Annotated in this window: 34 protein-coding genes; 15 read left to right on the top strand and 19 right to left on the bottom strand. The window is 37.3% G+C overall.

Features of this window, described 5'->3' with window-relative positions; genetic code table 11:
* Positions 1 to 8: 8 nt before the first annotated feature.
* The 3 genes from dxr to PERMA_RS00690 are packed head-to-tail and all read left to right on the top strand — an operon-like array spanning position 9 to position 2,980.
* Positions 9 to 1,130: a 1-deoxy-D-xylulose-5-phosphate reductoisomerase gene (dxr, locus tag PERMA_RS00700; RefSeq protein ID WP_012676935.1), complete on the top strand. Its 1,122-nt coding sequence runs from the start codon at positions 9 to 11 to the stop codon at positions 1,128 to 1,130.
* A gap of 14 nt (positions 1,131 to 1,144) precedes the next feature.
* Positions 1,145 to 2,464 carry an RIP metalloprotease RseP gene (rseP, locus tag PERMA_RS00695; RefSeq protein ID WP_041530965.1) on the top strand — a complete coding sequence of 440 codons (1,320 nt, stop codon included), beginning with the start codon at positions 1,145 to 1,147 and terminating at the stop codon, positions 2,462 to 2,464.
* Between the two features lie 36 nt (positions 2,465 to 2,500).
* Entirely contained in the window at positions 2,501 to 2,980 is a 480-nt protein-coding gene (locus tag PERMA_RS00690; protein ID WP_012675329.1) for a DsrE/DsrF/DrsH-like family protein, read from the top strand.
* Here PERMA_RS00690 and PERMA_RS00685 read toward each other — a convergent pair.
* The 7 genes from PERMA_RS00685 to recJ all read right to left on the bottom strand — a co-directional run bounded on the left by PERMA_RS00685 (position 2,977) and on the right by recJ (position 8,053).
* Positions 2,977 to 3,378, bottom strand: coding sequence for a hypothetical protein (locus PERMA_RS00685; protein ID WP_012676186.1), 402 nt, complete (start codon positions 3,376 to 3,378; stop codon positions 2,977 to 2,979). The genes PERMA_RS00690 and PERMA_RS00685 overlap by 4 nt on opposite strands.
* Positions 3,366 to 3,800: a CvpA family protein gene (locus PERMA_RS00680; RefSeq protein ID WP_012676162.1), complete on the bottom strand. Its 435-nt coding sequence runs from the start codon at positions 3,798 to 3,800 to the stop codon at positions 3,366 to 3,368. Before PERMA_RS00680 ends, PERMA_RS00685 begins: the two co-directional genes overlap by 13 nt.
* A 2-nt stretch (positions 3,801 to 3,802) precedes the next feature.
* On the bottom strand, positions 3,803 to 4,249 hold the full coding sequence (locus PERMA_RS00675) for a GatB/YqeY domain-containing protein (RefSeq protein ID WP_012676812.1): 447 nt from the start codon (positions 4,247 to 4,249) through the stop codon (positions 3,803 to 3,805).
* 10 nt (positions 4,250 to 4,259) lie between these two features.
* The gene (gene rpsU / locus PERMA_RS00670) at positions 4,260 to 4,460 is read right to left on the bottom strand and encodes a 30S ribosomal protein S21 (RefSeq protein ID WP_012675899.1); all 201 of its coding nucleotides are present in this window, start codon (positions 4,458 to 4,460) and stop codon (positions 4,260 to 4,262) included.
* A gap of 46 nt (positions 4,461 to 4,506) precedes the next feature.
* The gene (locus PERMA_RS00665; RefSeq protein WP_012676551.1) at positions 4,507 to 4,722 is read right to left on the bottom strand and encodes a hypothetical protein; all 216 of its coding nucleotides are present in this window, start codon (positions 4,720 to 4,722) and stop codon (positions 4,507 to 4,509) included.
* Positions 4,723 to 5,668: 946 nt separating this feature from the next.
* On the bottom strand, positions 5,669 to 6,271 hold the full coding sequence (locus PERMA_RS00660) for a peroxiredoxin (RefSeq protein WP_012675665.1): 603 nt from the start codon (positions 6,269 to 6,271) through the stop codon (positions 5,669 to 5,671).
* A gap of 81 nt (positions 6,272 to 6,352) precedes the next feature.
* Positions 6,353 to 8,053 (bottom strand): single-stranded-DNA-specific exonuclease RecJ, encoded by a 1,701-nt coding sequence (recJ, locus tag PERMA_RS00655; RefSeq protein WP_012676272.1) that lies wholly within the window; start codon positions 8,051 to 8,053, stop codon positions 6,353 to 6,355.
* A gap of 99 nt (positions 8,054 to 8,152) precedes the next feature.
* Here recJ and PERMA_RS00650 point away from each other — a divergent pair, with 99 nt between their 5' ends.
* The 8 genes from PERMA_RS00650 (at position 8,153) to pdxA (ending at position 12,734) form a co-directional block, all read left to right on the top strand.
* Positions 8,153 to 8,584, top strand: a complete 432-nt coding sequence (locus PERMA_RS00650; RefSeq protein WP_012675671.1) for a hypothetical protein — start codon at positions 8,153 to 8,155, stop codon at positions 8,582 to 8,584.
* Between the two features lie 2 nt (positions 8,585 to 8,586).
* Entirely contained in the window at positions 8,587 to 9,729 is a 1,143-nt protein-coding gene (locus PERMA_RS00645) for an NAD(P)H-dependent flavin oxidoreductase (protein WP_012676270.1), read from the top strand.
* 75 nt (positions 9,730 to 9,804) lie between these two features.
* The gene (moeB, locus tag PERMA_RS00640) at positions 9,805 to 10,623 is read left to right on the top strand and encodes a molybdopterin-synthase adenylyltransferase MoeB (RefSeq protein WP_015898897.1); all 819 of its coding nucleotides are present in this window, start codon (positions 9,805 to 9,807) and stop codon (positions 10,621 to 10,623) included.
* A gap of 10 nt (positions 10,624 to 10,633) precedes the next feature.
* Complete coding sequence (locus PERMA_RS00635) at positions 10,634 to 10,876, top strand: sulfurtransferase TusA family protein (protein WP_012676153.1); 243 nt, start codon at positions 10,634 to 10,636, stop codon at positions 10,874 to 10,876.
* On the top strand, positions 10,873 to 11,175 hold the full coding sequence (locus tag PERMA_RS00630) for a DsrE family protein (RefSeq protein ID WP_041530850.1): 303 nt from the start codon (positions 10,873 to 10,875) through the stop codon (positions 11,173 to 11,175). Before PERMA_RS00635 ends, PERMA_RS00630 begins: the two co-directional genes overlap by 4 nt.
* A gap of 9 nt (positions 11,176 to 11,184) precedes the next feature.
* On the top strand, positions 11,185 to 11,535 hold the full coding sequence (locus PERMA_RS00625) for a DsrE family protein (protein ID WP_012675870.1): 351 nt from the start codon (positions 11,185 to 11,187) through the stop codon (positions 11,533 to 11,535).
* Positions 11,529 to 11,771 carry a sulfurtransferase TusB gene (locus tag PERMA_RS00620; RefSeq protein WP_012675503.1) on the top strand — a complete coding sequence of 81 codons (243 nt, stop codon included), beginning with the start codon at positions 11,529 to 11,531 and terminating at the stop codon, positions 11,769 to 11,771. The genes PERMA_RS00625 and PERMA_RS00620 overlap by 7 nt, the downstream gene beginning before the upstream one ends.
* A 3-nt stretch (positions 11,772 to 11,774) precedes the next feature.
* Positions 11,775 to 12,734, top strand: a complete 960-nt coding sequence (gene pdxA / locus PERMA_RS00615; protein WP_012675802.1) for a 4-hydroxythreonine-4-phosphate dehydrogenase PdxA — start codon at positions 11,775 to 11,777, stop codon at positions 12,732 to 12,734.
* Here pdxA and PERMA_RS00610 read toward each other — a convergent pair.
* The 5 genes from PERMA_RS00610 to PERMA_RS00590 form a co-directional block, all read right to left on the bottom strand.
* The gene (locus PERMA_RS00610) at positions 12,721 to 13,899 is read right to left on the bottom strand and encodes an EAL and HDOD domain-containing protein (protein WP_012676433.1); all 1,179 of its coding nucleotides are present in this window, start codon (positions 13,897 to 13,899) and stop codon (positions 12,721 to 12,723) included. The two genes, pdxA and PERMA_RS00610, sit on opposite strands and share 14 nt — an antisense overlap.
* A 4-nt stretch (positions 13,900 to 13,903) precedes the next feature.
* The gene (locus PERMA_RS00605; RefSeq protein ID WP_015898965.1) at positions 13,904 to 14,677 is read right to left on the bottom strand and encodes a TIGR00282 family metallophosphoesterase; all 774 of its coding nucleotides are present in this window, start codon (positions 14,675 to 14,677) and stop codon (positions 13,904 to 13,906) included.
* Positions 14,678 to 14,688: 11 nt separating this feature from the next.
* Complete coding sequence (locus PERMA_RS00600; protein ID WP_012675783.1) at positions 14,689 to 15,909, bottom strand: ammonium transporter; 1,221 nt, start codon at positions 15,907 to 15,909, stop codon at positions 14,689 to 14,691.
* Positions 15,910 to 16,040: 131 nt separating this feature from the next.
* Entirely contained in the window at positions 16,041 to 16,499 is a 459-nt protein-coding gene (locus PERMA_RS00595) for a c-type cytochrome (protein ID WP_012675535.1), read from the bottom strand.
* Positions 16,500 to 16,536: 37 nt separating this feature from the next.
* The gene (locus PERMA_RS00590; protein WP_012675225.1) at positions 16,537 to 17,208 is read right to left on the bottom strand and encodes a Yip1 family protein; all 672 of its coding nucleotides are present in this window, start codon (positions 17,206 to 17,208) and stop codon (positions 16,537 to 16,539) included.
* A gap of 76 nt (positions 17,209 to 17,284) precedes the next feature.
* Here PERMA_RS00590 and PERMA_RS00585 point away from each other — a divergent pair, with 76 nt between their 5' ends.
* The 4 genes from PERMA_RS00585 to PERMA_RS00570 all read left to right on the top strand — a co-directional run bounded on the left by PERMA_RS00585 (position 17,285) and on the right by PERMA_RS00570 (position 19,714).
* Positions 17,285 to 17,755 carry a DUF2628 domain-containing protein gene (locus tag PERMA_RS00585; RefSeq protein WP_012675272.1) on the top strand — a complete coding sequence of 157 codons (471 nt, stop codon included), beginning with the start codon at positions 17,285 to 17,287 and terminating at the stop codon, positions 17,753 to 17,755.
* A gap of 23 nt (positions 17,756 to 17,778) precedes the next feature.
* Positions 17,779 to 18,594: a 2,3,4,5-tetrahydropyridine-2,6-dicarboxylate N-succinyltransferase gene (locus PERMA_RS00580; protein ID WP_012676639.1), complete on the top strand. Its 816-nt coding sequence runs from the start codon at positions 17,779 to 17,781 to the stop codon at positions 18,592 to 18,594.
* 4 nt (positions 18,595 to 18,598) lie between these two features.
* Positions 18,599 to 19,222, top strand: coding sequence for a carbonic anhydrase (locus tag PERMA_RS00575; protein WP_012675525.1), 624 nt, complete (start codon positions 18,599 to 18,601; stop codon positions 19,220 to 19,222).
* Between the two features lie 66 nt (positions 19,223 to 19,288).
* Positions 19,289 to 19,714: a ferritin-like domain-containing protein gene (locus tag PERMA_RS00570; RefSeq protein WP_012676894.1), complete on the top strand. Its 426-nt coding sequence runs from the start codon at positions 19,289 to 19,291 to the stop codon at positions 19,712 to 19,714.
* A 24-nt stretch (positions 19,715 to 19,738) separates the two neighbouring features.
* On the opposite strand, the gene amrA is transcribed toward PERMA_RS00570, so the two are convergent.
* From amrA to gcvH, 7 genes are read right to left on the bottom strand one after another with little or no spacing between them, the layout of a single operon-like run.
* Complete coding sequence (amrA, locus tag PERMA_RS00565) at positions 19,739 to 20,329, bottom strand: AmmeMemoRadiSam system protein A (protein WP_012676458.1); 591 nt, start codon at positions 20,327 to 20,329, stop codon at positions 19,739 to 19,741.
* A 2-nt stretch (positions 20,330 to 20,331) separates the two neighbouring features.
* On the bottom strand, positions 20,332 to 21,141 hold the full coding sequence (gene amrB, locus PERMA_RS00560; RefSeq protein ID WP_012675617.1) for an AmmeMemoRadiSam system protein B: 810 nt from the start codon (positions 21,139 to 21,141) through the stop codon (positions 20,332 to 20,334).
* Positions 21,138 to 21,416: an EscU/YscU/HrcU family type III secretion system export apparatus switch protein gene (locus PERMA_RS00555; protein ID WP_012676730.1), complete on the bottom strand. Its 279-nt coding sequence runs from the start codon at positions 21,414 to 21,416 to the stop codon at positions 21,138 to 21,140. Before PERMA_RS00555 ends, amrB begins: the two co-directional genes overlap by 4 nt.
* Entirely contained in the window at positions 21,413 to 22,465 is a 1,053-nt protein-coding gene (locus PERMA_RS00550) for a hypothetical protein (RefSeq protein WP_015898858.1), read from the bottom strand. Before PERMA_RS00550 ends, PERMA_RS00555 begins: the two co-directional genes overlap by 4 nt.
* A 58-nt stretch (positions 22,466 to 22,523) precedes the next feature.
* On the bottom strand, positions 22,524 to 23,033 hold the full coding sequence (def, locus tag PERMA_RS00545; RefSeq protein WP_012676933.1) for a peptide deformylase: 510 nt from the start codon (positions 23,031 to 23,033) through the stop codon (positions 22,524 to 22,526).
* Positions 23,033 to 23,563, bottom strand: coding sequence for a glycine cleavage system transcriptional repressor (locus PERMA_RS00540; RefSeq protein WP_012676172.1), 531 nt, complete (start codon positions 23,561 to 23,563; stop codon positions 23,033 to 23,035). Before PERMA_RS00540 ends, def begins: the two co-directional genes overlap by 1 nt.
* Before the next feature lies 1 nt (position 23,564).
* A complete protein-coding gene (gcvH, locus tag PERMA_RS00535; RefSeq protein WP_012675418.1) occupies positions 23,565 to 23,978 on the bottom strand; it encodes a glycine cleavage system protein GcvH in 414 nt (137 codons plus the stop codon).
* Positions 23,979 to 23,993: the final 15 nt, after the last annotated feature.

The following is a 23,993-nucleotide window of genomic DNA, read 5'->3' as shown; positions in this document are numbered from 1 at the left end:
GGGATGTTTTGAAAAGATTAGCAGTCCTTGGATCTACAGGATCCATTGGAACACAGACACTTGACATAGTCAGAAAGTACAGGGATAGGCTTGAGGTATCTTTACTGGCAGCTTCCAGAGTCTCAGAAAAGCTTTTAGATCAGATAGATGAGTTTAAACCCGAGTATGTTTATATAGCTGAAGGGGAAAAGATAAAAGGTGTTAAAACTCTGATAGGTGAGGATGGACTTTATAAGCTTGCCCAGCTTGATATTGATCTTTTTATAAACGGTATTTCGGGAATAAACGGAATACTGCCAACATATCTGCTCTTAGAAAACAACAAAAAGCTCGCCACAGCGAATAAAGAGGCTATTATCTGTCTTGGTGAGATTTACGGTGATAAATACTCAGACATATTCCCTATAGACAGTGAGCATTCAGCTATATTCCAGTGTCTTCTTTCAGGAAGAAAAGAAGAGGTTGAGAAGATCATACTCACAGCTTCAGGAGGACCTTTTTTAAATCTTCCTAAGGAAGAGTTCAGGTACATAACTCCAGATCAGGCTTTAAACCATCCCAGATGGAAGATGGGTAAAAAGGTTTCTATAGACAGTGCTACACTGATGAATAAAGGTTTTGAGATAATAGAAGCCCATTATCTTTTTAACATCCCTTACAGCAAGATAGATGTTGTTATACATCCAGAAAGCATCGTCCACGGTCTTGTCCAGTTCATTGATGGTTCCGTTATATCACATCTCTCACCACCTGATATGAGAATACCTATCTGTTACGCAATATCTTACCCTGAAAGATGGGAGATAGATGTAAGGAGATTAAACCTTGCACAGGTAAAAAACTTAACATTTTTAGAACCTGACTACGATAGATTTCCTCTGCTAAATATAGCTAAGGAGTGTGGTGAGAAAGGTGGAGCCTGTCCCACAGTCCTGACAACAGCAGACGAAATAGCGGTAAATCTGTTCCTTGAAGGTAAGATAACATTTGATATGATACCTGTTTATATCCAACAGGTTCTTGATCAGGCTGATTTCAGCAAACCGGAAACATTTGAAGATATTATCTTTATCATAAAAGAAACAGAAAAAATATTCTGGAATATATTAAAATTACAGAACGTTAATTAAGGAGGAATATTTTGATAAGTGTTATAGCATTTCTGATAATGATAGGTATTCTTATAACCATACATGAGTTTGGACATTTCCTTTTTGCCAGGCTTTTTGGCGTTAAAGTTGAGGTCTTCTCAATAGGATTTGGACCACCTTTAATAAAATGGAAAGGTAAAGAAACTCTTTACCAGATAGCTGTCATCCCTTTAGGTGGATATGTAAAGATGTACGGTGAAGACAGTATGACAGAGCCTGTTCAGGGAGAGGTTGATAAGGCAGCCTTTGAGGATCCTCGCTCCTTCTACGCAAAACCAAGATGGCAGAAGATACTTATAGCATTTGCAGGACCTCTTTTTAATATTGTTCTTGCGGTTATCCTCTTTGCCTCAGCATATATGATAGGAATACATGAGCCTAAGTATCTTAAAGAACCTGTTGTTGTCGGTTACGTCCATCCAGGGTCCGTAGCAGAAAAAGTAGGTATAAAACCTTATGACAGAATTGTTGCTGTTGATGGAAAGCCCATTAAAAACTGGAAAGAGTTTACAATAGCCATAGGTATGAAAGCTGCAAAAAGTGCTGTAATAGAGATAGACAGGAATGGTGAAAAGATAGTCCTGAATATTCAGGTTCCACACGATATCACAAAAGAACCTCTCGGTATATCCCCTGTCATACCTGCAAAGATAGGTCAGGTGATGAAAGGATCACCTGCAGAAAAAGCAGGTCTCCAGAAAGGGGATGAGATCATAGCATTTAACGGAAAACCTGTAAGAAGCTGGTTTGAACTTGTTGATACTCTATCAACGATAAAGGAAAAAAAGGAGATAACACTCCTCGTTAGAAGAGATGGTAAGGTTTTTCCTGTAAAGGTAACACCTGAATTCAATAAAGAACTTAACAAGTATGTATTAGGGATATCACCTAAAATGGATACCACTATTGTTAAGTACGGATTTACAGAATCTTTTGAGAAAGCTATAGAAAAATCAAAAGAGTTAACAGTTGCTATATACAACGTAATAAAAGGTCTCATAACAGGTGAGGTTTCCTTAAAGACACTTGGAGGACCTATTGCTATAGCCCAGTTCTCCGGTCAGGCTCTTGAGACAGGTCTTGCAGCATTTTTATTCTCTATAGCTTTTATTTCTCTACAGCTTGGATATCTTAATCTTCTTCCTATACCTGTTCTTGATGGCGGTCTTATAGCCATTCTGCTTATTGAGATGATCATAAGAAGACCTCTTCCCGAAAAAGCTAAGGAGTATCTCGCTTATATCGGTTTTGCATTACTTGGAACACTGATGATATTTGTCATTTTCAATGACATTATGCGTGCTTTATCATAAAATATAATAAAGATCTTTTTCATATTGGAGATAAAAATGGCTACAAGAGTAGGAATTATAGTACTAAGTGGAACATTAGATAAGGTTATGCCTGCTTTCATCCTCGGAACAACAGCTGCAGCAATGGGAATGGAAGTAGGTATGTTTTTCAGTTTTTACGGGATAAATGTTGTTCACAAAGAAAAATATAAAAATCTTAAAGTTTCCCCTGTAGGTAATCCTGCAATGCCTATGCCGATGCCTGTCCCGCAGATACTCACAATAATGCCCGGAATGGTGGATTTTGCCACAAATATGATGAAAAAGATGATGGCCGAAAACAAAGTTCCTTCAGTTGAAGAGCTTATAAAACAGGCTCAGGATCTTGGAGTAAAAATGTATCCCTGTCAGACAGCCATGCAGCTTTTTGGATATAAGGTTGAGGATCTTATTGATGGTCTTGAAAAACCGGCAGGTGCTGCAACATTCTTAAACTTTGTAAATGCGGGTGAAAAATCAATAGTTATGAACTTTTAGATATAGTTTCTGATAAGTATTAAAAACAGGAAAATAAATCCACCGGAAACAACATAAAATATACCTTTTATGGCCCTGTCAGACAGATTTTTTATTATTTTCTGGTTTATATTCTTCCCGTCTATATACAGAATATCCTTAAGGGGGATCTGTCCTTCATCAGAGATGATGTATATCTCATCATCGTTCTTTTTCAGACCTTTTATCTGTGTCTCAAATTTTTTACCTGTTACCGTTTCTATCTCAGCTTTACCTATTTTTATAACTTTCTGAGCCACATCAAGATCATCTGTATAAAGTAAAAGATAACCTCTTATCATAAGGAATATCGCAACAAAAAATATTCCAAAAAGAAAGAGATTCTTATAAAAAATCTTTGGATTTTTTATCTTTCCCATGAAAAAAGTTTTACTATTCTGGATTTTGAGCTAAGCTCTCTCAATGTTTCGTTCTTTTTTGAAAACTCCTTAATCATATAAACACAGATCACAAAAATCAGAATACCTGCAATAGCCCCTGTTAGCTTATCCATTATAGACAGCTTTTTTCTGCTTTTAAGCTCTTTTTTAACGATACTGTTTATAAGAAGAAATACGCTGAAAACAAGAATAAAAATCAAAGCAAAAGCCACAAAATCAAGTATTACCTTTTCTGCATTAAAATATCTGCTCAGATAGGCTGATAGATCTTTTGTGAATGAAAAACCTAAATATCCTGCTGTTAAAAAGCCAAGGCCTTTTATAAATATCTGGGTAAAACCATTAAAAAGACCGGCTATAACAAGGTAAATAAAAAAAAGAAGAAGGATTATATCCAGCATTTTCAGGAAAGTTTACTCTTGACTATGGAACTTACAACAGCTCCCTCAGCCCTTCCCTTCACCTTTTCCATAACAGCTTTCATAACCTTTCCCATATCCTTCATTGAGGAAGCATTAAGTTCCTTTATTGTTTCTTCTACTATCTTTTCAATCTCTTCTTCTGTTAAAGGTTGAGGTAAAAACTGCTGGACGATCTGAAGCTCTTTTTCCTCTTTCTGAGCAAGGTCTTCCCGTCCAGCTTCTCTATACTGTTTTATAGACTCTTTTCTCTGTTTTGCATATCTCTGGATAACAGCTATTATCTCATCATCTGAAAGTTCTTTTTTCTGGTCTATCTGTACTTTTTTTATCTCAGAGATAAGCATTCTAATAGTTGATAACTTCTCTTTATCACCGCTTTTCATAGCGGCTTTCATCTCATCCTGAAGCTTTTTAAGAAGCTCAGCCATTTTTTATCCCTTATAAAAGACCTTTTTTCTTAAGTGCCTTAATAAGTCTCTTTCTTGCAGCTCTCTGCTTTCTTTTTCTCTTAACAGAAGGTTTCTCATAAAACTCTCTTCTCTTCATTTCTGTGATAATTCCTTCCTTTTCACAGATCTTTTTAAATCTCTTTAATGCCTTTTCAAAGCTTTCTCCTTCCTGAACTACAACTACTGCCATTAAGATCAGCCTCCTTTTAAAGTTTTTATTTAAAGTATTAATGATACTATAATTTTATCCTTTCCACTACATATTTATCAACTTTCCCTTCATAATATAAAGCTATTTCAAATTTTTCAAGGTCATGTAAAATGCTTAACATCTTATCATCAGAAACTTTTATATGTTTTCTTCCTGCAGACAGATTTACGGAAAACTGCTCAAGAGTTTTAACTGAAAATACTTTATCTCCGGATATCCAGACTCTTTCTATATCTCCCATTGTGGGATGTTCCTGAATTTCTATAGGAAACATATTGATTAATTGTGATGAGGTTATGGTGACCTCAAGTCTGACGGGATGAAATCTTACGAGTTTGAACTGTAACAAAAAGCATCAGCTCCTTACTAAAAATTGAAGAATTATTATACCACTTTTAAGCGAGAAAAAGCTTTCAGAAAACAACTCCCTTATTTCTCGGGAAAGTTTCAACTAGCAAATTTTTAAGAGAATTAATAGGCTACTTTGAGGAGTCGCAATTCCCTTACTTCTCGGGAAAGTTTCAACGCAATGGCACACTATTTTGAGCAAAACGGAGATTTAGTTCGTCGCAATTCCCTTATTCCTCGGGAAAACTTCAACAGAACTTGCAAGGCACGGATACCCTTATGATGTGTCAATAATCCGTCGCAATTCCCTTATATCTCGGGAAAATTTCAACGGTGTTTAAAAAAGATGTAGTTGAGATTGATCCTATGTCGCAATTCCCTTATATCTCGGGAAAACTTCAACAGGAATAAAAGAAATATATGAAAAGCAAAAAACAGAAAGTCGCAATTCCCTTATATCTCGGGAAAACTTCAACAGCTCCTCTATAATTATTGATATAAGCCTATTCTGTTTCCAAGAAACCCCGATTTCTGACAGACTCCCTATTAAAATACTGAAAAATCTAAAAACTGTCAACAGGCGTGTCTCAATACTGTCTCAATTACGAGCTTATTATTTTTCAATAACTTACAGATTTCATCCTCAAAATTTTACCCTTTATTTCTGACAGATTTTCAAATCTCAATTACTGTTTGATTTTTTTGATGTTAACTAAAGAAAGTCCTTGATATAACTTGCTACAAGAGGTTTTAATTTTTTTGAGATTGCTTAAAATACTTAAGATACTATTGATTTACTGAAAGATTTAAGAAAGGGGGAAAGATCCCCCTTTATAGAATTACTCATTTAGAGCTTCGTAAACGTGTCCAACAAGTTCTTCAGAAGGTTTGAGTGTTTTCTTTCCAGGCTCCCATTTTGCAGGACAAGCCTCATCTGGGTGACCTATGAGGTAAGCGTTAGCTTCCATTTTTCTGAGAAGTTCATCAGCATTTCTACCAACATTGTAGAAATTAACCTCTGAGCCAACAAGCTTTCCTTCTGGAGAAATTATGAATGTTCCTCTTAAAGCAAGACCTGTAGCTTCATCATAAACACCGAACATTCTTGAGATCTTTCCTGTTGGATCAGCACCCATTGGGTACTTTACATTTTCAAGTAATTTTTCATCTCTGTGCCACGCAAGGTGAACAAATTTAGTATCTGTTGAGACTGAGACTACCTCAGCTCCAAGCTCTTTAAGTTTTGGATATACCTCTGCAAGATCTGCAAGTTCTGTTGGACAAACGAATGTAAAGTCTGCTGGATAGAAGAAAAGAATTGTCCACTTTCCTTCATCCTTTGCTTTCTTTAATGAAAAAGTCCCGAACTTTCCAGTTTCAGGCTCATAAGTCTCCATCTCAAAATCAGGAACTTCCTGTCCTACTAAAATTACTTCTGACATCTTAGGTAACCTCCTTAAGTTATATTTTGTTATTTTAATAGTAACTGTTCTTAATAAGAACCAAAATGATATCTGTCATATTTAATTAATTTTTATATCTTCAACGATAAATTCCACCCCTAAATCACCATTCCAGGTAGAAAGTTTTGGTGTATATATTATGTCCACATTCATTCCCACAGACAGTTTTTTGAAAAATCCTACAGAACCCCACCATAATGCCGGATAAGCTTTTCCATCATTATCTTTAAACCAGAACTTGAGATGCTGGTTCCCTGCTCCAACTGTTATAAAATCATCAATTCTTAAATTTCTTGCTATAAACTTCGGATAAGGATTACCTTCTCCAAAAGGTTCAAGTATTTTAAGTTTTTTAACATTTTCAGGTGTCCAGTGTGAAAGGGGAACTTCCATATCAACCTCAATAAATGAGATCTTATCCTCCTCTTTTAATGACGAAACATAATCAATCAATATCTCCTTGAATCTCTCAATGTTTTTAGAGGGCATCGTAAGTCCCGCAGCAAGAGTATGACCTCCAAATCTATCAAAAAGATCTGCATTTTCTTCCATAACTTTGTATATATTTATATTCCCAGTACTTCTGACCGATCCTATAGCAGTTCCATTTTTGACTGAAAGAACAACAGCAGGAACTTTATACTGATGTGCAAGTCTTCCTGCAACTATTCCAACAATACCTGGATGCCAGTTCTCATCTGCAACAACTATACTTTTTATCTCTTTTTCTTTTTTCAGTTTCACCTGAGATTCTTTAAATGCAAGTTCTGTAAGCTTCTGCCTTTTTTTATTCAACACCTCAAGCTCTATGGAAAGCTGACGTCCTTTATTCTCATTTTTTGTTGTAAGTAGCTTAACCGCTTTCTTTGCATCATCAAGTCTTCCAGCAGCATTCAGTCTAGGTGCAAGAACAAAACCAACATCAAAAGATGTGACCTTATCAATAGAAAGATAATCAAGTAAAGCTTTTATTCCTGTTCTTCTTCTTTTGTTTATCTCCTCAATACCTTTCTGAACGAGTATCCTGTTTATAAGAGATAACGGAACGACATCAGCAACCGTTCCGAGGGCTACTATATCAAGATAAGGTTTCAATTTAACCTCAAGATTGAGTAATCTCCTGAGCATTATTATCACGTAAAAGGTAATTCCAACAGAGGCAAGATGCTTAAAAAGAACATCTATGTCATCGTGCAACTTAGGATTGAGGATATAGATCTGCTCATCATCTATGATCTCTTCTTTTGCCTCATGGTGATCCAGAACAAAAACTTTCAGACCTAGCTTTTTAGCGTAAAGAAGTTCCTCATAAGCATTTGTCCCACTATCAACAACTATGAGAACATCGGCCATCTGGGATATCTTTTTTATAGCTGATCTGTTCAGGCCATAACCTTCATAGAATCTGCTTGGGATGTAGTATCTGACGTCAGCATTAATATCTTTAAAGAAGTTAACAAGAAGTGCTGTACTTGTTATGCCGTCTGCATCATAATCTCCATATATAACTATCCTTTTCTTATCTTTTATGATCTTTGCAAGTTCATAGGATATTCTGTCAAGTTTATTGAATAGCTGTGGATCAAGAAGTTTTTTTAAAGTTGGATATATATTTTCTTCTTCAAAGTTGTTGTTAAAGATCTCTTTTCTGTTATATAAAAGCTGCCCTATTACTTTTCCAAACTTTTTTAGAAGATCCTCTGGGGCTTTATTCTTCTCTTCAAGTACAACCCATTTATAACCGGTTAATCCTGAGTCCATATTTATTTTCCTTGTTATGTTTTTATGTTTTATCAGATAGAAAATTATATTATATTATATGTATAATTAATTATTTATTGTTTGTTTTTCAGGTGCAATATGGGAAAAATTGTAAAATTCGGTCAGGTTCAGGAAACAGAACAATCTAAAGATCTAGTAGAGGAATCTTCAAAAGAGATAAAAACTATATTCTCTAAAAAACCTCTTTATCAGAAGATATGGGAAGGCCTTGAAGATTATATACTTCACAACTTCGCTGTAAAAAACGTTCTCGGTATGGATTTTACCTACAAGGAAAACAATCTCAAAGAGATAGGAGTGTTAGGCATATTAGCATACGAACATAAAAGGAGAAATGGAACTTTTGTTGCTGATTTTGTAGGAAGAGGGTATATTGATACGAAGAAGGATAAGGTTATTATAGATCTTGTAGTTTTTAAAGCAGGAGAAAGAGAGCTTTACAACTCCACAATCAAAATTCTCAAAGCTAAAAAGATATATCCAGAGTTAACATTTAATGAAGGAGAATAAAGATGAGTTTACCACCACTTAGAATCGGACAGTATGAGATACAGTATCCCATTATTCAGGGGGGAATGGGAGTTGGCATCTCATGGGAAAATCTGGCCGGAACAGTCAGTAAATACGGAGGTTTAGGTGTAGTATCTTCCGTTGGTACAGGATACAGACATCCGAACTACATAAAACTAAAAGATGGAAGACCTATTGGAAGTAAGTATATACACAATAGAGAGGCCCTACAGAGAATAATAAGGGATGCGAAAGAGATAGCTGGCGGTGAGAAGGCTGTTATTGGAGTAAACATTCTTTACGCAATTACAGATTACGGAAGGGTTGTTAGGGACTCTATTGAAGCTGGAGCTAATATAATAATCACCGGAGCAGGACTACCATTAAGACTTCCAGAGTATGCTCCTGAGCCTCACGTTGCACTTGTCCCTATCGTTTCATCTGCAAGAGCATTAAGAGTAATATGCAAACACTGGAAGAAAAAGTACAACAGGCTTCCAGATGCTGTTGTTGTGGAAGGTCCAAAATCTGGCGGACATCAGGGTATACCATACGAGGACTGCTTTAAACCTGAGTTTCAGCTTGAAAATATAGTTCCGGAAGTTATAAAAGAGAGGGATAAATGGGGTGATTTCCCTGTAATAGCAGCAGGTGGGATCTGGGACAAAAATGATATAGAGTTCTATCTTTCACTTGGAGCTGCCGGTGTTCAGATGGGGACAAGATTTGTAGGAACTTTTGAGTGTGATGCAGCACCAGAATTCAAAAGAGTTATTATTGAATCTAAAAAAGAGGATATAAAACTGATAAAATCTCCCGTTGGATACCCTGCAAGGGGGATAATAACACAGCTTATAAAAGATATTGAAAGAGGAACAGCACCTGAAGTTAAGTGTACATCAAACTGTGTCGTTCCATGTAATCATGGTGAAGAGGCAAAGAAGGTAGGTTTCTGCATAGCTGACAGACTTGGAGATGCTTATCTTGGAAGGGTTCAGACAGGTTTATTCTTCAGTGGATCAAATGGATACAGAATAAAAAGGCTTGTTTCTGTAAAGGACCTTATGAGGGAGCTCGTTGAAGGTATTCCATCAGGTCAGGAAATACCTGAAGGAGAACCTGTAGAGTCCGGAAAGCAATTATGACCGTGATCAGATTGAATTTATCTTAGAATTCATATAATATATATGTTTTTGATATCCCTGTTGTGAGGTGGTTGAATGTCTTTTCAATTTACAGAGGAACAGATAAAAAGATACAGCAGACATATAATTCTTCCCGAAGTTGGAGGAAAAGGACAGCAGAAGCTTTTAGATGCTAAGGTTCTTGTAATAGGTGCAGGTGGCCTTGGGTCTCCATCACTCTACTACCTTGCTGCTGCTGGTGTTGGGACTATAGGTATTGTTGACTTTGATGTCGTTGATTTTTCAAACCTACAGAGACAGATCCTCCACAGCACCGAGAGAGTTGGAAAGCCTAAGGTTGAGTCTGCGAAGATGACCCTTGAAGCTCTAAATCCTGATGTTAAGGTTATCGCCTACAATGAGAGAATACATAAAGGAAATGTTATAGATATCATAAAGGATTATGATGTAGTACTTGATGGCTCTGACAACTTCCCCACAAGATTTCTCATAAACGATGCATGCTTTTTCCTTGGAAAACCTCTTGTTTCTGCGGCTATACTTAGATTTGAAGGACAGCTTACAACATTTGATTACAGAAACAAGGATGAATCCCCATGTTACAGATGCTTATTCCCTGAGCCACCACCTCCGGGGCTTGTTCCAAGCTGTCAGGAAGCTGGTCTGCTCGGTGTTGTTGGGGGTATAATGGGAACACTTCAGGCAAATGAGGCATTAAAGCTAATACTTGATATTGGAGAACCTCTTATAGGTAAACTTCTCGTTTTTGATGCCTTAACTACTGAGTTTAATGTTGTAAAACTCAGAAAGGACAAAAAGTGTCCACTCTGTGGTGAAAAACCTGTGATAAAAGAACTGATAGAGTACGAACAGGCCTGTGATGTTCATTTTTAAGAGGTGAGTGATGGAAGAAGTAAAGGTTGATAGAGAGCTTGATCTGAGAGGTGAGGTTTGCCCATTTACTTTTGTAAAAAGTAAGCTTATCATAGAACAGATGGAACCTGGACAGGTTCTTAAAGTTATACTTGATTACAAACCTTCAGTTGAGAATGTGCCAAAAAGCATGAGAGAAGAAGGACAGGAAGTACTTGAAGTTAAGCAGATAGACAAAAATCTGTGGGAAGTAATAGTAAGGAAGGTGAGATGAATCTACTAATCATAATGGCAAGCAATCCATACTCCCATGACTTTAACACAGCCATAAAACTTGCAGAGGCATCCCTTAACAGAAACCATACAACAAAGATGTTCTTCATGGGAAACGGTCTTTTTTCCATACTGAGAGATGAGATAAAAAATCTGAATGAGAAAGGTCTTAAGGTTTACTACTGTGCCCATAACGCAGAACAGAGAAAGGTAAAGCCAGAAAGCTGGGCTGAAAGCAGCAGTATGTATGGTCTTGCAAAACTTATAACAGAAGCAGATAAAGTTATAATGCTGTCTTAGGAGAAGATCGTGGCTAAGAAAAACCTGATTTTTGTTATAAAATCAAACCCATTCAGCTGGAAGGCATTTGAGGCTCTCAGACAGGCTGTTGGATGCTCAATGGAACACAAGGTCACCGTTATATTCCTCAAAGATGGTATATACACACTTACAGACTGGAAACCACAGATGATAGGGATAGACCCTATTGATAAATCTATAGACGCCCTTGGAATGATGGATGCAACTATAGTTGTTGAAGAAGAGGCTCTAAGGGAAAGAGGTGTAAAGCTGAAAGAGTGGTCAACACCTGTTCATATAAGAAGTAAAGATGAGATCTGCGAGATTATAAAGGAATCAGAGGTAGTGATCACATGGTAAATACAGTATGGCTTATAAAAAGGCCAGCGGACTTTCCTGAAGCTGATATGCTTGAGAAGGAAGATATGATAATCCTTATACAGGATGCTGTGATAAGAGTTCCAATAATTGAAAACTGGGCTGCGTGCAGGGAAGATGCTGTTGCAAGAAATATAAAGATACCTGAAGACAAACTTCTTAACTATGAGGACATAATAGATATTATTGAGAAAGCTGAAAAAGTTATTGTCTGGTAGTTAATGAAAAAGATAGGTATCACTCTTGGCGATCCATCAGGAATATCGCCAGAGATCCTTATAAAATCAATAGATAAACTGAAAAAAGCCATTTATGTAATCTATGGAAGCTATAAGATAATTGAAAAAGTCTCATCCATTCTTGATAAAAAAACAGAAATAAACATCATAGACAGTCCTGAAGAGGCTGAAAAAGAAGGTGTTTATCTTATAAATGTGTACGACAGGGATTTCTGTGTAGGAAAACCTGATAAAGAAACAGGAAAGGCTTCAGTTCTTTTCCTTGAGAGAGCTGTAAAAGATATCCTTTCAAAAAAATTAGATGCTATTGTAACACTCCCTATCTCAAAAGAGTATGTTATGAAAGCCGGCTTTAGATATGCAGGACATACAGATTATCTTGCTGATATTACAAAGACAGAAGATTATCTGATGATGCTTCTCTGTGAAAAGATGAAAGTAGCACTTGTTACAACACATATCCCCCTAAAGGATGTTCCGGAAAATATAAAACCTGAGATTTTAGAATCAAAAATAAGACTTCTTAACAGGGAGCTTCAGAGCAAGTTCGGTATCAAAAAACCTAAGATAGCCGTTTTAGGCCTGAATCCACACGCCGGAGATGGTGGAAATATAGGAAGAGAGGAGATAGATATAATAAATCCTGTTGTACAGAAGCTAAAAAGTGAAGGGATAGATCTGGAAGGTTCTCTATCAGCCGATACAGCATTTAACAGGTACAGGGAGTTTGACGCTTATCTCGCCATGTATCACGATCAGGGATTGATACCTCTGAAGCTTCTATGTTTTAAAAAGGCTGTAAATATAACCCTCGGTATTCCCTTCATAAGAACTTCACCGGATCACGGAACAGGTTTTGATATAGCAGGAAAAGGTATCGCAGATCCTTCATCTTTCATAGAGGCTGTAAAGCTTGCACTGAAACTGTCTAAACAATATTAACATCCTCAAACCAGGCATAGGCCTGAACCTGTGCAGCCATAATATCATTTATTGAGAGCTTCATATCCTCAAGTATATGGCTTATCTCCTGAAGATTTCCCTCTTCAATCTTCTCAACAATCAAAAGAACCTTCCCAAGTTTTCCTTCATATCTTACGAGGGCTTCATTTATCTCTTCATCAAGATTCAGCTCCTTGACAAACTCCTCCTTCGGTGTCTTTAAAAGCTTGTCCATCAGAGAGAGAACTCCTACAAGGAAGGCTTTCTCCACCTCTTCCTTTGGAAGCTTCAGCTTTTCAAAGATGATCTCCATAGTTTTACCCCTTTCTGCGGCAAGCTCTAAAAGTGTTTCCGCATAGGAGGTATCATCGGATGTTCTGTACATATAAAGAAGTAACCACTGCATAAGATTTTTCTGTCCAAGTATTGATATCGCGTGTCTTATTGATGTTATCTTCTCACGGAAACTGAAAACAGCAGAGTTTATATATTTAAGGAGACTAACGCTCAGATCAGGATTTTTCTTTATTATCTCCTCTATCTTTTTAGGATCAAACTCCTCGTTTATCTGATTAAAAAGCTGGATAATAGCAGCTTTTGAAGGCTCTATCGTTTTCCCGACGATCGTCTGTGGTCTCAGTATAAAATCCCCTCTGAACAGTTTATACCCGAGGGATATGTAATACTCAAACTCTTTTTCATCCTTTATACCTTCAAGTACAAACTCAAAAGGGAACTTTATCGTAACAAGTTTTTTTATAAGCTCATCTTTAAGTTTTGACACATTGAAGAAAACATAATCGGCAAGATTTTTTGTTGTCTCAAAATCTTTATTTAAAGGGAAGGCAAACCTGAATCCTATACTTTTAAGCTGTTTTATTACAGGAATTATATCTTCATTTATCTTTGTTATATACAGAACCGTTTTTTCTTCAGGTATGTAATCAAGTATCTCCTGATCAAGTATGTGGGGATCAACCTTTATAAATAAAAGATGATGCCCTGCTATCCTTTCAAGGCTTATATTTGCAAGTATCTCAGCAAAATCCTCAACAGGTATAGGGTTCTCTTCTTTATCTTTAAGTGTGAGCTCATAGGCAAATATTCTTTTATTTTTATCAAGTAGAGGTATCTTTGATAGATATACCTCCCCACTGATAGGCATAAAGTTACTCCTTTTTCATCTTTATTCTTCTAATTTCAGTCTTTTCATCAGTTTTTTCAACTACAATCGCATGAAAGAGATAACCACCTGTTGCAACCTCATACTTTACAGGCATACCTGTTAAAAATTTTTGTATAGGCTGGTCTATCTTCATACCTATAACAGAATGAACAGCACCTGTAAGTCCAACATCGGTTATATATGCTGTTCCTTTAGGAAGTATCTGTTCGTCAGCTGTGGGAACATGTGAGTGAGTTCCAAAAACTATATCAGCCTTTCCGTCAACATAATATCCAAAAGCCATCTTTTCAGATGTTGCCTCAGCATGAAAATCAACAACAATATAATCAACCGTATCTTTTATCTTTTCGTAAATTTCATCAAATGTTCTGAATGGACAGTCAAGGGGTATTCCCATAAAAACCCTTCCCATCAGATTTATAACAGCTATTCTTTTATCATTTTTTTTATAGATTCCATAGCCCCTTCCAAGTGCTGATGGTGGATAGTTAGCAGGTCTGAGAAGTCTCTCTTCCTGATCAATGAACTGGACTATCTCTTTTTTATCCCATATATGATTTCCTGATGTTATAACATCAATTCCCATTGATAGAAGCTCGTCTAAAACCTTTTTTGTTATCCCAAATCCACCTGCAGCATTCTCCCCATTTGCAATGATAAAGTCAGGTTCTTCCTTATCAATAAGAGAAGGGAGAAACTCCCTCAGAGCGTTTCTCCCTGTCCTTCCTATAACATCACCTATTATCAGGAACTTCATACTATCTCCATTTAAAGTATTTCGTTATATGCTTTTTCACCGTGGATTATCTCATCAATTCCCTGCTGTTCTTCATCCTTACTTATTCTCAGACCTGTAACCATATCAGCAATCTTGAAGATAATAAATGTTGCAACAGCCGTGTAAATACCAACAGCAATAACACCTACAATCTGAGGAATTAACTGTGATCCACTTCCGTATAAAAGACCTGCAACCTCTCCAACTGCAGGTTTTGCCAGTATAGCGAGAAGTATTGTTCCAAGCATTCCACCAACACCGTGAACACCAAAAACATCAAGGGAGTCATCATATTTGAATTTATTTTTAACATAAACTACAGCGACAAAACATACAATTCCGCCTAAAAAACCTATTATCACTGATGCAAAAACATCAACAAACCCAGCTGCAGGTGTTATCGTTGCAAGTCCTGCGATAAATCCTGTGAAAAGTCCAAGTGATGTAGGTTTCTTGAAAAGTATCCATTCTGCAAACATCCATGTTAAACCACCTGTAAGTGCAGCTATCGTTGTTACAAAAGCTGCCGAGATAGCAACACTGTTCATACCAAGGGCAGATCCACCGTTAAATCCAAACCAGCCAAACCATAAAAGACCTGTTCCAACAGCAACAAGAGGAAGATTAGCAGGTTTCATAACATTTTCCTTCCTGACACCAAGGAGGATAGCCCCAACAAGTGCACCTATCCCACATGTCTCATGAACTACAATCCCACCTGCAAAATCAAGTGTTCCAAGCTGTGAAAGCCAGCCTCCTCCCCATATCCAGTGAGCCACAGGAAAGTAAACTACAGTTGCCCATAATACGGATATAAGTATCCATGCCGTAAACTTCATTCTCTCAATGAAAGCACCTGCCATAAGTGCCACAGTTATAGCGGCAAATGTCATCTGGAAGAATATAAAAAGATAATGGTAAAGGTTGTCAGATGCAGGTGCAGGATCAGCTGGATTTATACCTGACAGAAATATATACTGGAGGGATCCTATAAAACCTCCTATATCATTTCCAAATGTTAATGAGTATCCGTAAACTATCCACAGGATACTTACAACACAGAACGCAACCATAACCATCATAATGGTATTGAGCATACTTTTACCTTTAGAAAGTCCAGAGTAAAAAAGTGCCAGTCCTGGAATTGACATTAAAAAAACAAGAGCTGTGGCAGTCAGTATCCATACATTATCCGCCGGAACAATACTCATTCCTCCAAAACCTCCTTAAAAATTTAAGATTAAAACAATAAATTATACTTTAAGAGAGGGGATTATTGACAGGCCTTTGAGGATATTGGAGGAGAAGAGTTGATGAAGAGGAGGAAGGAAACTCCTCCTTTTTAGTGCGGATGTTTCTTTATAAACTCTTCCCATGTTTCATCAAATCTTCTGTAGAGCCATATAGCAACAGCCTCTTTGTCTTCCTCTTTCATATTTTTACCTATCGCAGGCATAACACCAAATAACTTGTATGCCATAGGGAGACACACACCTTTTTTCTTTGAAGGGTTTGTGATGTAATCCTTTACAAAATTAACAAAAGCTTCTTCATCAGGATAGAACTTTTTTACCCTTGCTGACACTTCAGACATAGGAGGCGCTTTGAAAGGTGGTTTTTTACCTGCTTTGACATTCTCACGGATTTTTGCCATCTCTTCAGGTGTAACACTTTCCACATGACATGCGGCACATATCTTCTGGTATATATGATACCCTTTCTGGAACTCTTCCTCTGCTGAGTATGCAGAAACTGTTAATAGCATCCCCACACTTACCAGCAAGCTGAAAAACTTTTTCATAGCTACCCTCCATTAAGTAATAATTCTATAACTAATTTTATGGTAACAGAACCCTGTAAGTCAATCCCGCTTCTATCTGGCCGATCACACCACTTATTACTAAATATAATATAATTGCAACAATTATGAACTGGAAGTTTTTAGAATCTTCAGATGGAATTTTTAAAACCTTCTCCGCACCTATAAAAACCAGGTAAAATGTGTAAAAGGTACCAAGGAAAAGCATAAACATAGTTATAGGAGAGTTTACAACATAAAAGGCACCTGCTGCCCAGCTTGGAACAAGGGCAAATACAGCTACCGTGAATGACTTATCAGGATCCTTTATCCCTTTAAAGGCAGGTGAGAGGAATAGTATTATTGTTGCGAGAACGACAGGTTTAAAAAGTTCAAAACCGTAGGTTATCAACATTATTGAAAGTTCCTTTGTAAGATCGTTATCAAGAAGAGCCTGTTTTAACGCCTTCATATACTCTATTGTTCTCTGGGACTGCTCCTTGTCCTGTTCAGCCATTTTTAAAAACTCATTGATAGCGGCTATGTACATATTCTTAAAAAGCGTAAATCCTATAAAATGGCTTATAGCAGGTATAAATGCGAAAATGATCACTATCTTCAGATACAGGTCCTTTATGGTGAACTTTTCCTTTCCAAGCTCTTCCCAGCCCTGTTTAGGTTTAAAATAAAGATCAAGAAAATTCTTAAACATGACTCCTCCTGCTAATTAAATACTTATTTTGGTATAAAATTATATAGGAATTTATAGATATTCTGATGGAGTTTAAATGGAAAATATATCTACAGAAGAAATAAAAGCGTTTGTTGGGGAAAAATCCGATTACTACATAAAAAAGTTTGAAAAGTTTGAAAAAGGTGGAAGTATAAGCTGGAACTGGTCTGCCTTCTTCTTCGGCGTTCTATGGATGTTTTACAGAAAGATGTATCTCTACGGTACTGGCATTTTTTTAGGTATCCTTTTTCTAAACATAATCCTTGAGATACTCAAGGTTAATCCTGTTGTAAGTACAGGAGTATCCCTGTGGCTCTGGATCGGATTTGGAATGTTTGGAAATTATATTTACTACATCTTTGTTATTAACAGTATAAAAAAGCTAAAAAAACAGTTCCATAGTGAAGAACAGTTTTTTGAGTTACTGAAGAAAAAAGGTGGCGTAAACAAACTCATTCTATACATATTTGGTGCATTAGGTCTGATCTACCTGTTACTTCTGGTGATCTATATGTTCAATCAATAAAAAATTTAATAAAGGAGGAAAGTATGGAAGAACTTAAAAGACTTATTACAGAGAGCTGGGAAAACAGAGAACTATTAAAGGAAAAACAGTATATAGATGCTGTTAGAGAAACAATTGATCTTTTAGACAGAGGAAAGATAAGGGTTGCAGAGAAAAGAGACGGTGAGTGGGTTGTAAATGAGTGGGTAAAACAGGCTATATTACTCTACTTCCCCATTCAGGATATGCAGGTTATGGAAGTTGGACCTTTTGAGTATTACGACAAGATACCTTTAAAGAAAAACTGGAAGGAAGCTGGTGTAAGAGTTGTTCCACCTGCAACGGCAAGATACGGGTCATTTATAGAAAAAGGTGCTATCCTGATGCCTTCTTACGTAAATATAGGAGCGTATGTCGGGTCTGGAACGCTTGTTGATACATGGGCTACAGTCGGATCATGTGCACAGGTAGGAAAGAATGTTCATCTTTCAGGTGGTGTTGGGATAGGTGGTGTTCTTGAACCTCCATCAGCAAAACCTGTGATTATTGAGGATAACTGTTTTATTGGATCAAGATGTATAATCGTTGAAGGTGCTGTTATTGAAGAGGAGGCTGTTTTAGGTGCGGGGGTTGTTATCACCGGATCAACAAGAATTATAGATGTATCCGGAGAGGAACCTGTAGAGTACAGAGGAAGAGTTCCTGCAAGAAGCGTCGTTATTCCTGGAGTTATGAACAAAAAGTTCCCAGCCGGTGAATACGGAGTTCCTGTTGCTCTGATAATAGGAAAAAGAAAAGAGTCTACAGATAAGAAAGTTTCTCTGAATGAAGCATTAAGAGAGTTCAATATAGAAGGTTAGTGTTATGAAAGTACCGTTTTTTGAAGGTATAAAGGCATTTAAAGAGCTGAAATTCCCAAAGTACAGGGATAAATTCCTTGAGCTTGTTGAAAAAGGACAGAGCCCTAAGGCTCTGTTTATAACCTGCAGTGATTCAAGGATTCATCCAGATGAGATAACAGGTGCTGACATAGGAGATCTTTTTATTGTCAGGAATATAGGGAATATGGTTCCACCATTTAAACCTGATGATGATTACCACGGAACGGCTGCTGCTATAGAGTATGCCGTCTCCGTTTTAAATGTTCCACATATAATCGTTTGCGGACATTCATACTGTGGAGCCTGTGAGAGTCTTTATAGAGATCTTGGAGAGAGTGAAGAACTCATACATGTGAGAAGATGGCTTGAGATAGACAGGGAGGTCAGAGAGATAGCTCTAAAACAGATACCTGAACCCGGCAGAGATCTATTTGAGCTGACGGAAAGACTGAACATAATAAAACAGCTTGAAAATCTTCTCACATACCCTGCTGTTAGAAGAAGGGTTGAGGAGGAAGATCTGACACTTCACGGCTGGTACTACAGAATAGATAAGGGTGAAATAGAGTATTACGATTTTGAAAAAAATGAGTTTCTCCCTATATAGGGATTGACAGAAAAAAATCGAGTCTTATATTTAATATCAGTAACTATTATCAATAAAGGAGAGGCCATGAGTGGTATCACACGGGAAAAATTTATAGAAGAGTTAAACAAAGATCTTGAGTGGGAATATGCAGCAGCTATACAGTACATACAGCATGCATCCCTCATAACAGGTCCGGAGTATGAATCAATAATAAAAGAGCTTATAGTCCATGCAAATGAAGAGATACAGCACGCTATCACACTTTCAGAACAGATAGCCTTCCTGGGGGGTATACCTTCTATCTCTGTTGAGGAGATAAAGACATCAATGGACAGTAAAGAGATGTTAATTCAGGATCTTGAAGGGGAAGAAAATGCCATAAAGAGGTATAAGGAGAGAATAAAACAGGCGGAGGAGCTGGGAGAGTACGGGCTCAGGAGAGTTCTTGAGGATATACTTGTACAGGAGGAGGAACATAAAAGAGATCTTTTAACTGTTTTAGGAAGATAACAATTACGGTGGGTAGGGACTTCCCTACTCACTGAATGTTTTGGTTCTATACCTGTAAATCTTTATAGGATATTTAAGCCAGCAGTCAGGAGGCATTCCCGCCTTTGAACACAGATTTGTAAGGAAAAGCTGTCTGTCAGGAATCTGCTGCCAGACATCCGGCAGAAATGTCCCCTGAAAATTTTCATACTTTAAAATGAGTCCGTCTTTAAAAGGCTCTATCTTTTTCAGAAGTTCAGCCGGATCTTTAAATTCTAAAGGTTCAGGATATGATAGAACAGAGACCTTTACCCTTATCTCAGGAAGCTCATTTACTGTAACTGGAGGAAATCTCGGATCCTGTGTGGCTGCTGATATGGCATTGTGTATAACATCCTTATACAGGGGCCTCACAGGTATTATAGAACCTATACATCCCCTCAGGGCACCTGTTGTTCTGTTTTCCAGTGTAACAAATGAAGCTCCTTTCTTTTTCCAGCTTTCATAAGGAATTTCCTTAAGATCAACAGTTATCCCTGTGATCAGATACTCCTCTATAGCTTTCCTTGCAAGGTATACGAGAGCTTCCCCTTCCTCATCTGATATCTGGTCAAGTGATCTGATCAGGTCTTCCATCTTCACCCTCTATAAAATATATAGCTTCCGTATCCAACAACAGAAGCTCTGTCACCTGCTGTGTCACCTGATGTTTTATAGTCAAGAACCTTAGATTTCCATCCCTTTTTTGATGCAAAACTTATGATGGCCTCTATTCCGGTTTTTCCACATGCCTCACATTCCTCAAGATAAGAAAGATCCAACAGTTCTACAGCTAGATTACAGTATCTGTCTATTCCCTTTGCAACATCGTCGGGATAGTAGTGGCTCAGATCAGAACTTATAACAACAATAACATCATCCCTATCATCCTTTATAAAATCTATAACTCTTTCCAGAACTTTGTAATCAACATGTCCATATATAACGGGGATTATAGAAAAGTTATCAAGAACAACCTGTAAAAAAGGAACCTGAACCTCTAATGAATGTTCCTTTGAATGTGGAAGTGTGTTTAATGTTACGGGTATATCAGGATTTCTATAAACGAAATCTTCAATAACCTTTTTATTTACTCTCACCTCCCCGAGAGGTGTTTCCCAGAAATCGTAATATCCAAATGATATACCTGCAAACGGAACATAATGTGATGGACCTATAAGCAGTATGTTGTAATGCTTATCCCTATCAAGATTTAAAAACTGTTTATATCCTACAGCAGCAACCTCTCCTGAGTATATATAACCTGCGTGTGGTGAAACAACAGCCTCAGGTTTTATATCATAAAGAGGAGCCATACTGAGATAATGTCTTATAAGATCTCTAAGCTCCTCAGGATTACCTGGATAAAAAGCGTTGCTTACTGCTGGTTCTCTAACAGAGATACTCATTTTTTCTCCCCTGATTTAATTTTTTTCTTTTTCCTGTATATAAATATAAGTATCTCAGCTACAGCTTTGTATAGCTCAGGAGGTATCTCCTGTTTTATATCAAGCTGTGAAAGTATCTGAACAAGCTCCCTATCCTGTTTTATCTCTATACCATACTCCCTTGCGATCTCAACTATTCTTTCAGCAATCAAACCCTGACCCTTAGCCACAACCTCAGGGGCATCATTTTTTTCTCTGTCGTATCTTAAAGCAACAGCCTTTTTTATCTCCTTCATACCTTCAGGTGAAACAGATTATCACCACTCCCTATACTTTCTTCCTTCCTGTTTTTAAATTTAAGGAAAATATTATTAAAAGAAACAGCAAGATTATCCTTCAGTTCCTTTATCCCACTACTCAAAATCTCCCTGAAACCTTCATCCTCTACATAAAGTGTTACCATAAGATCTTTTTCATAGAGAAAAACTGATATCTGCAGATCTCCAATATCTGAAAACTCAAGATCAATAATACATAAATAGCCCCTTTTTCCGTTTTTAGCTCTCTCCTTTATAAAGATATCCCCCCTTTTCAGACCTTCCCATAAAACAGGAAGAAATGTGAATATACCATCCGTTAACCTTGATACTATCTGAAACTGGTCTATCGTTTTTATTAACTCCTTCAGATTTTCATCACCTGAATGAACATTTTTAAGTGCTTTAAACTTTAGATCTTCCTCTATATTAGAGCCTCTCCTGAGTTTGTTTTCAAAGAAAATACCCGTATTTACTATAGCATTTTGAAGTTTATCCGGTGTTAAACTTTTTACAGGTATAAAGTTCTCCTTAAACATCTCCTGCACACTCTGAAGGATCAATTTTCTTGAATTATTCAGCAGAATAGATACTAAAATATTCCTCTGATTGCTGTCCAGACTGTTAAATTTTTGAGGAAGCAGATCAACAAGACTTTTTATAAAGCTGTCCTTCAACTCTTCCGAACTAAAAAGAGATACAAGCTGGTTCAGTGTGATACTTGCTTTCGGGTTTAAAGAGATAGATCCTTCTCTGCCTAAGACAGCAATTATCTGAAATCTCAATCTATGATCTGTATCAGGGGTATTCAGTATCTTCAGAAGAAGAGATGTGTCCTTCTGTAGAGGTATCTCTGTGTTCACAGTGATATGACCACCTTTCATTCTGAGAACAACACCACCTGAGGGAAGTACATCAATAACCTCAGCTCTGACTGTCTCACCGGCTTTGATCGTAATAGATTTCCCCTGAGGTTTTGCTATTGTCAGGAACTCATAATTGAAGTTAAAAGGCTTTATATTGATCAACTCTCTGTCTCAAAGGATATTTTTAATTAAATTTAATCTGATGATCGGATATTTGAAGTTATTTTTTATACACCTTCCTTTTGAATATATCCTTTGGTGAGACCACCCTGTCAAGGAAAAGTTTTCCCTTTAGATGATCCATCTCATGCTGGATAACAACGGCTTCAAAACCTTCAGTATCAAATGTTATGGTATTACCATCTATATCCTCTGCCTCAACTTTTATCCAGTAATGTCTCTTAACATTTCCTGTAAAATCAGGAACTGAAAGACAGCCTTCCCTTATAACTATCTCCCCATCATATGCTATTATCCTCGGGTTTGAGAGTATCATAAGCCCGTGGTTTGTTTTGTTGTACTTATGTTTGTACTCTGAGGCATCAACTATTATAGTCTGGATATGCCTGTTTACCTGAGGGGCTGCTATACCAACACCGGCAGGTGAGTTCCTCATCGTGTACAGAAGCCTCTCCACAAAATCTTTAAAATCCCTTCCAAAATCTTCAACAGGCTTTGATACCTTTTTCAGTCTCTCATCAGGGTATGTGAGAATCTCAAACTTTTCCATTACATCTCCACAGCTTCTTCTTTTTCAAGGGAGATATCTATATTCAGCTCCTCTTTCAGCCTTTCTATATCAACTTTCAGCTCCTCCTCTGACATACCAGGTGGAAACTCAAGCTGGGCTATCAAAAGATAAAGATCATTACTTTTCTCTGTTCTCAGATCTGATATGTTAATATTTCTATCCGACAGGAGCTTTGCAACACTGTAAACGATACCCGGTTTGTCAGCCCCATAAACAACGATATTATAAACCTCACCGACCTTATGTTTTTTCTCAAAAATATCCTCGGGTATCTCCTTTACGTTTATGTACAGATCCTTTTCCCTTGCAACCTTATCAAAAGACTCCCTCAGCTCATCCTCAGTTATATCTTCCTCTGTTGTAACTATCAGCATTACGGTAAACTCGTTGTTCAGTCTTGTCATTGTCGAGTCTTCAATATTGAATCCCTTCTCATACAGAACTTTCGTAATACCTGCAACTATACCCGGCCTGTCTTCACCAACAGCTGTTAATACGAAATGTCTCATACTATCCCTCTTCTGCTTCTATTTCCTGTATGTAAGCTCTGTAATCATCTGATGTCATGAGATCTTCAAGCTCGGTTGTATCACTTATCTCCATCTCGTATATCCATCCCTCACCGTATGGATCTGTATTCAAGAGGCTTGGATCTTCCTTTAGATCCTCATTAACAGATATGATCCTGCCTGAGAGCGGCGAGAAAAGATCTATAGCAGCCTTTACAGACTCAATGGATACTACCTTTTCTCCCGATTCAACCTCCTGATTGACAGAGGGAAGCTCAACAAAAACGATATCCCCAAGCTGGTGCTGTCCGTAATCCGTTATACCGATCACAGCATCGCTGTCCTCAACCTTAACCCACATATGTTCCTTTGTATAGTAAAAACCATCCTCTATTCTGTACTCTTCTGCCGCCATTTTTATCCTCCTTAT

This window comes from Persephonella marina EX-H1 (assembly GCF_000021565.1).
In the GTDB taxonomy this organism is placed as follows: domain Bacteria; phylum Aquificota; class Aquificia; order Aquificales; family Hydrogenothermaceae; genus Persephonella; species Persephonella marina.
Note: the sequence above shows the minus strand (reverse complement) of the source record. Positions and strands in the feature narration are given on the sequence as shown.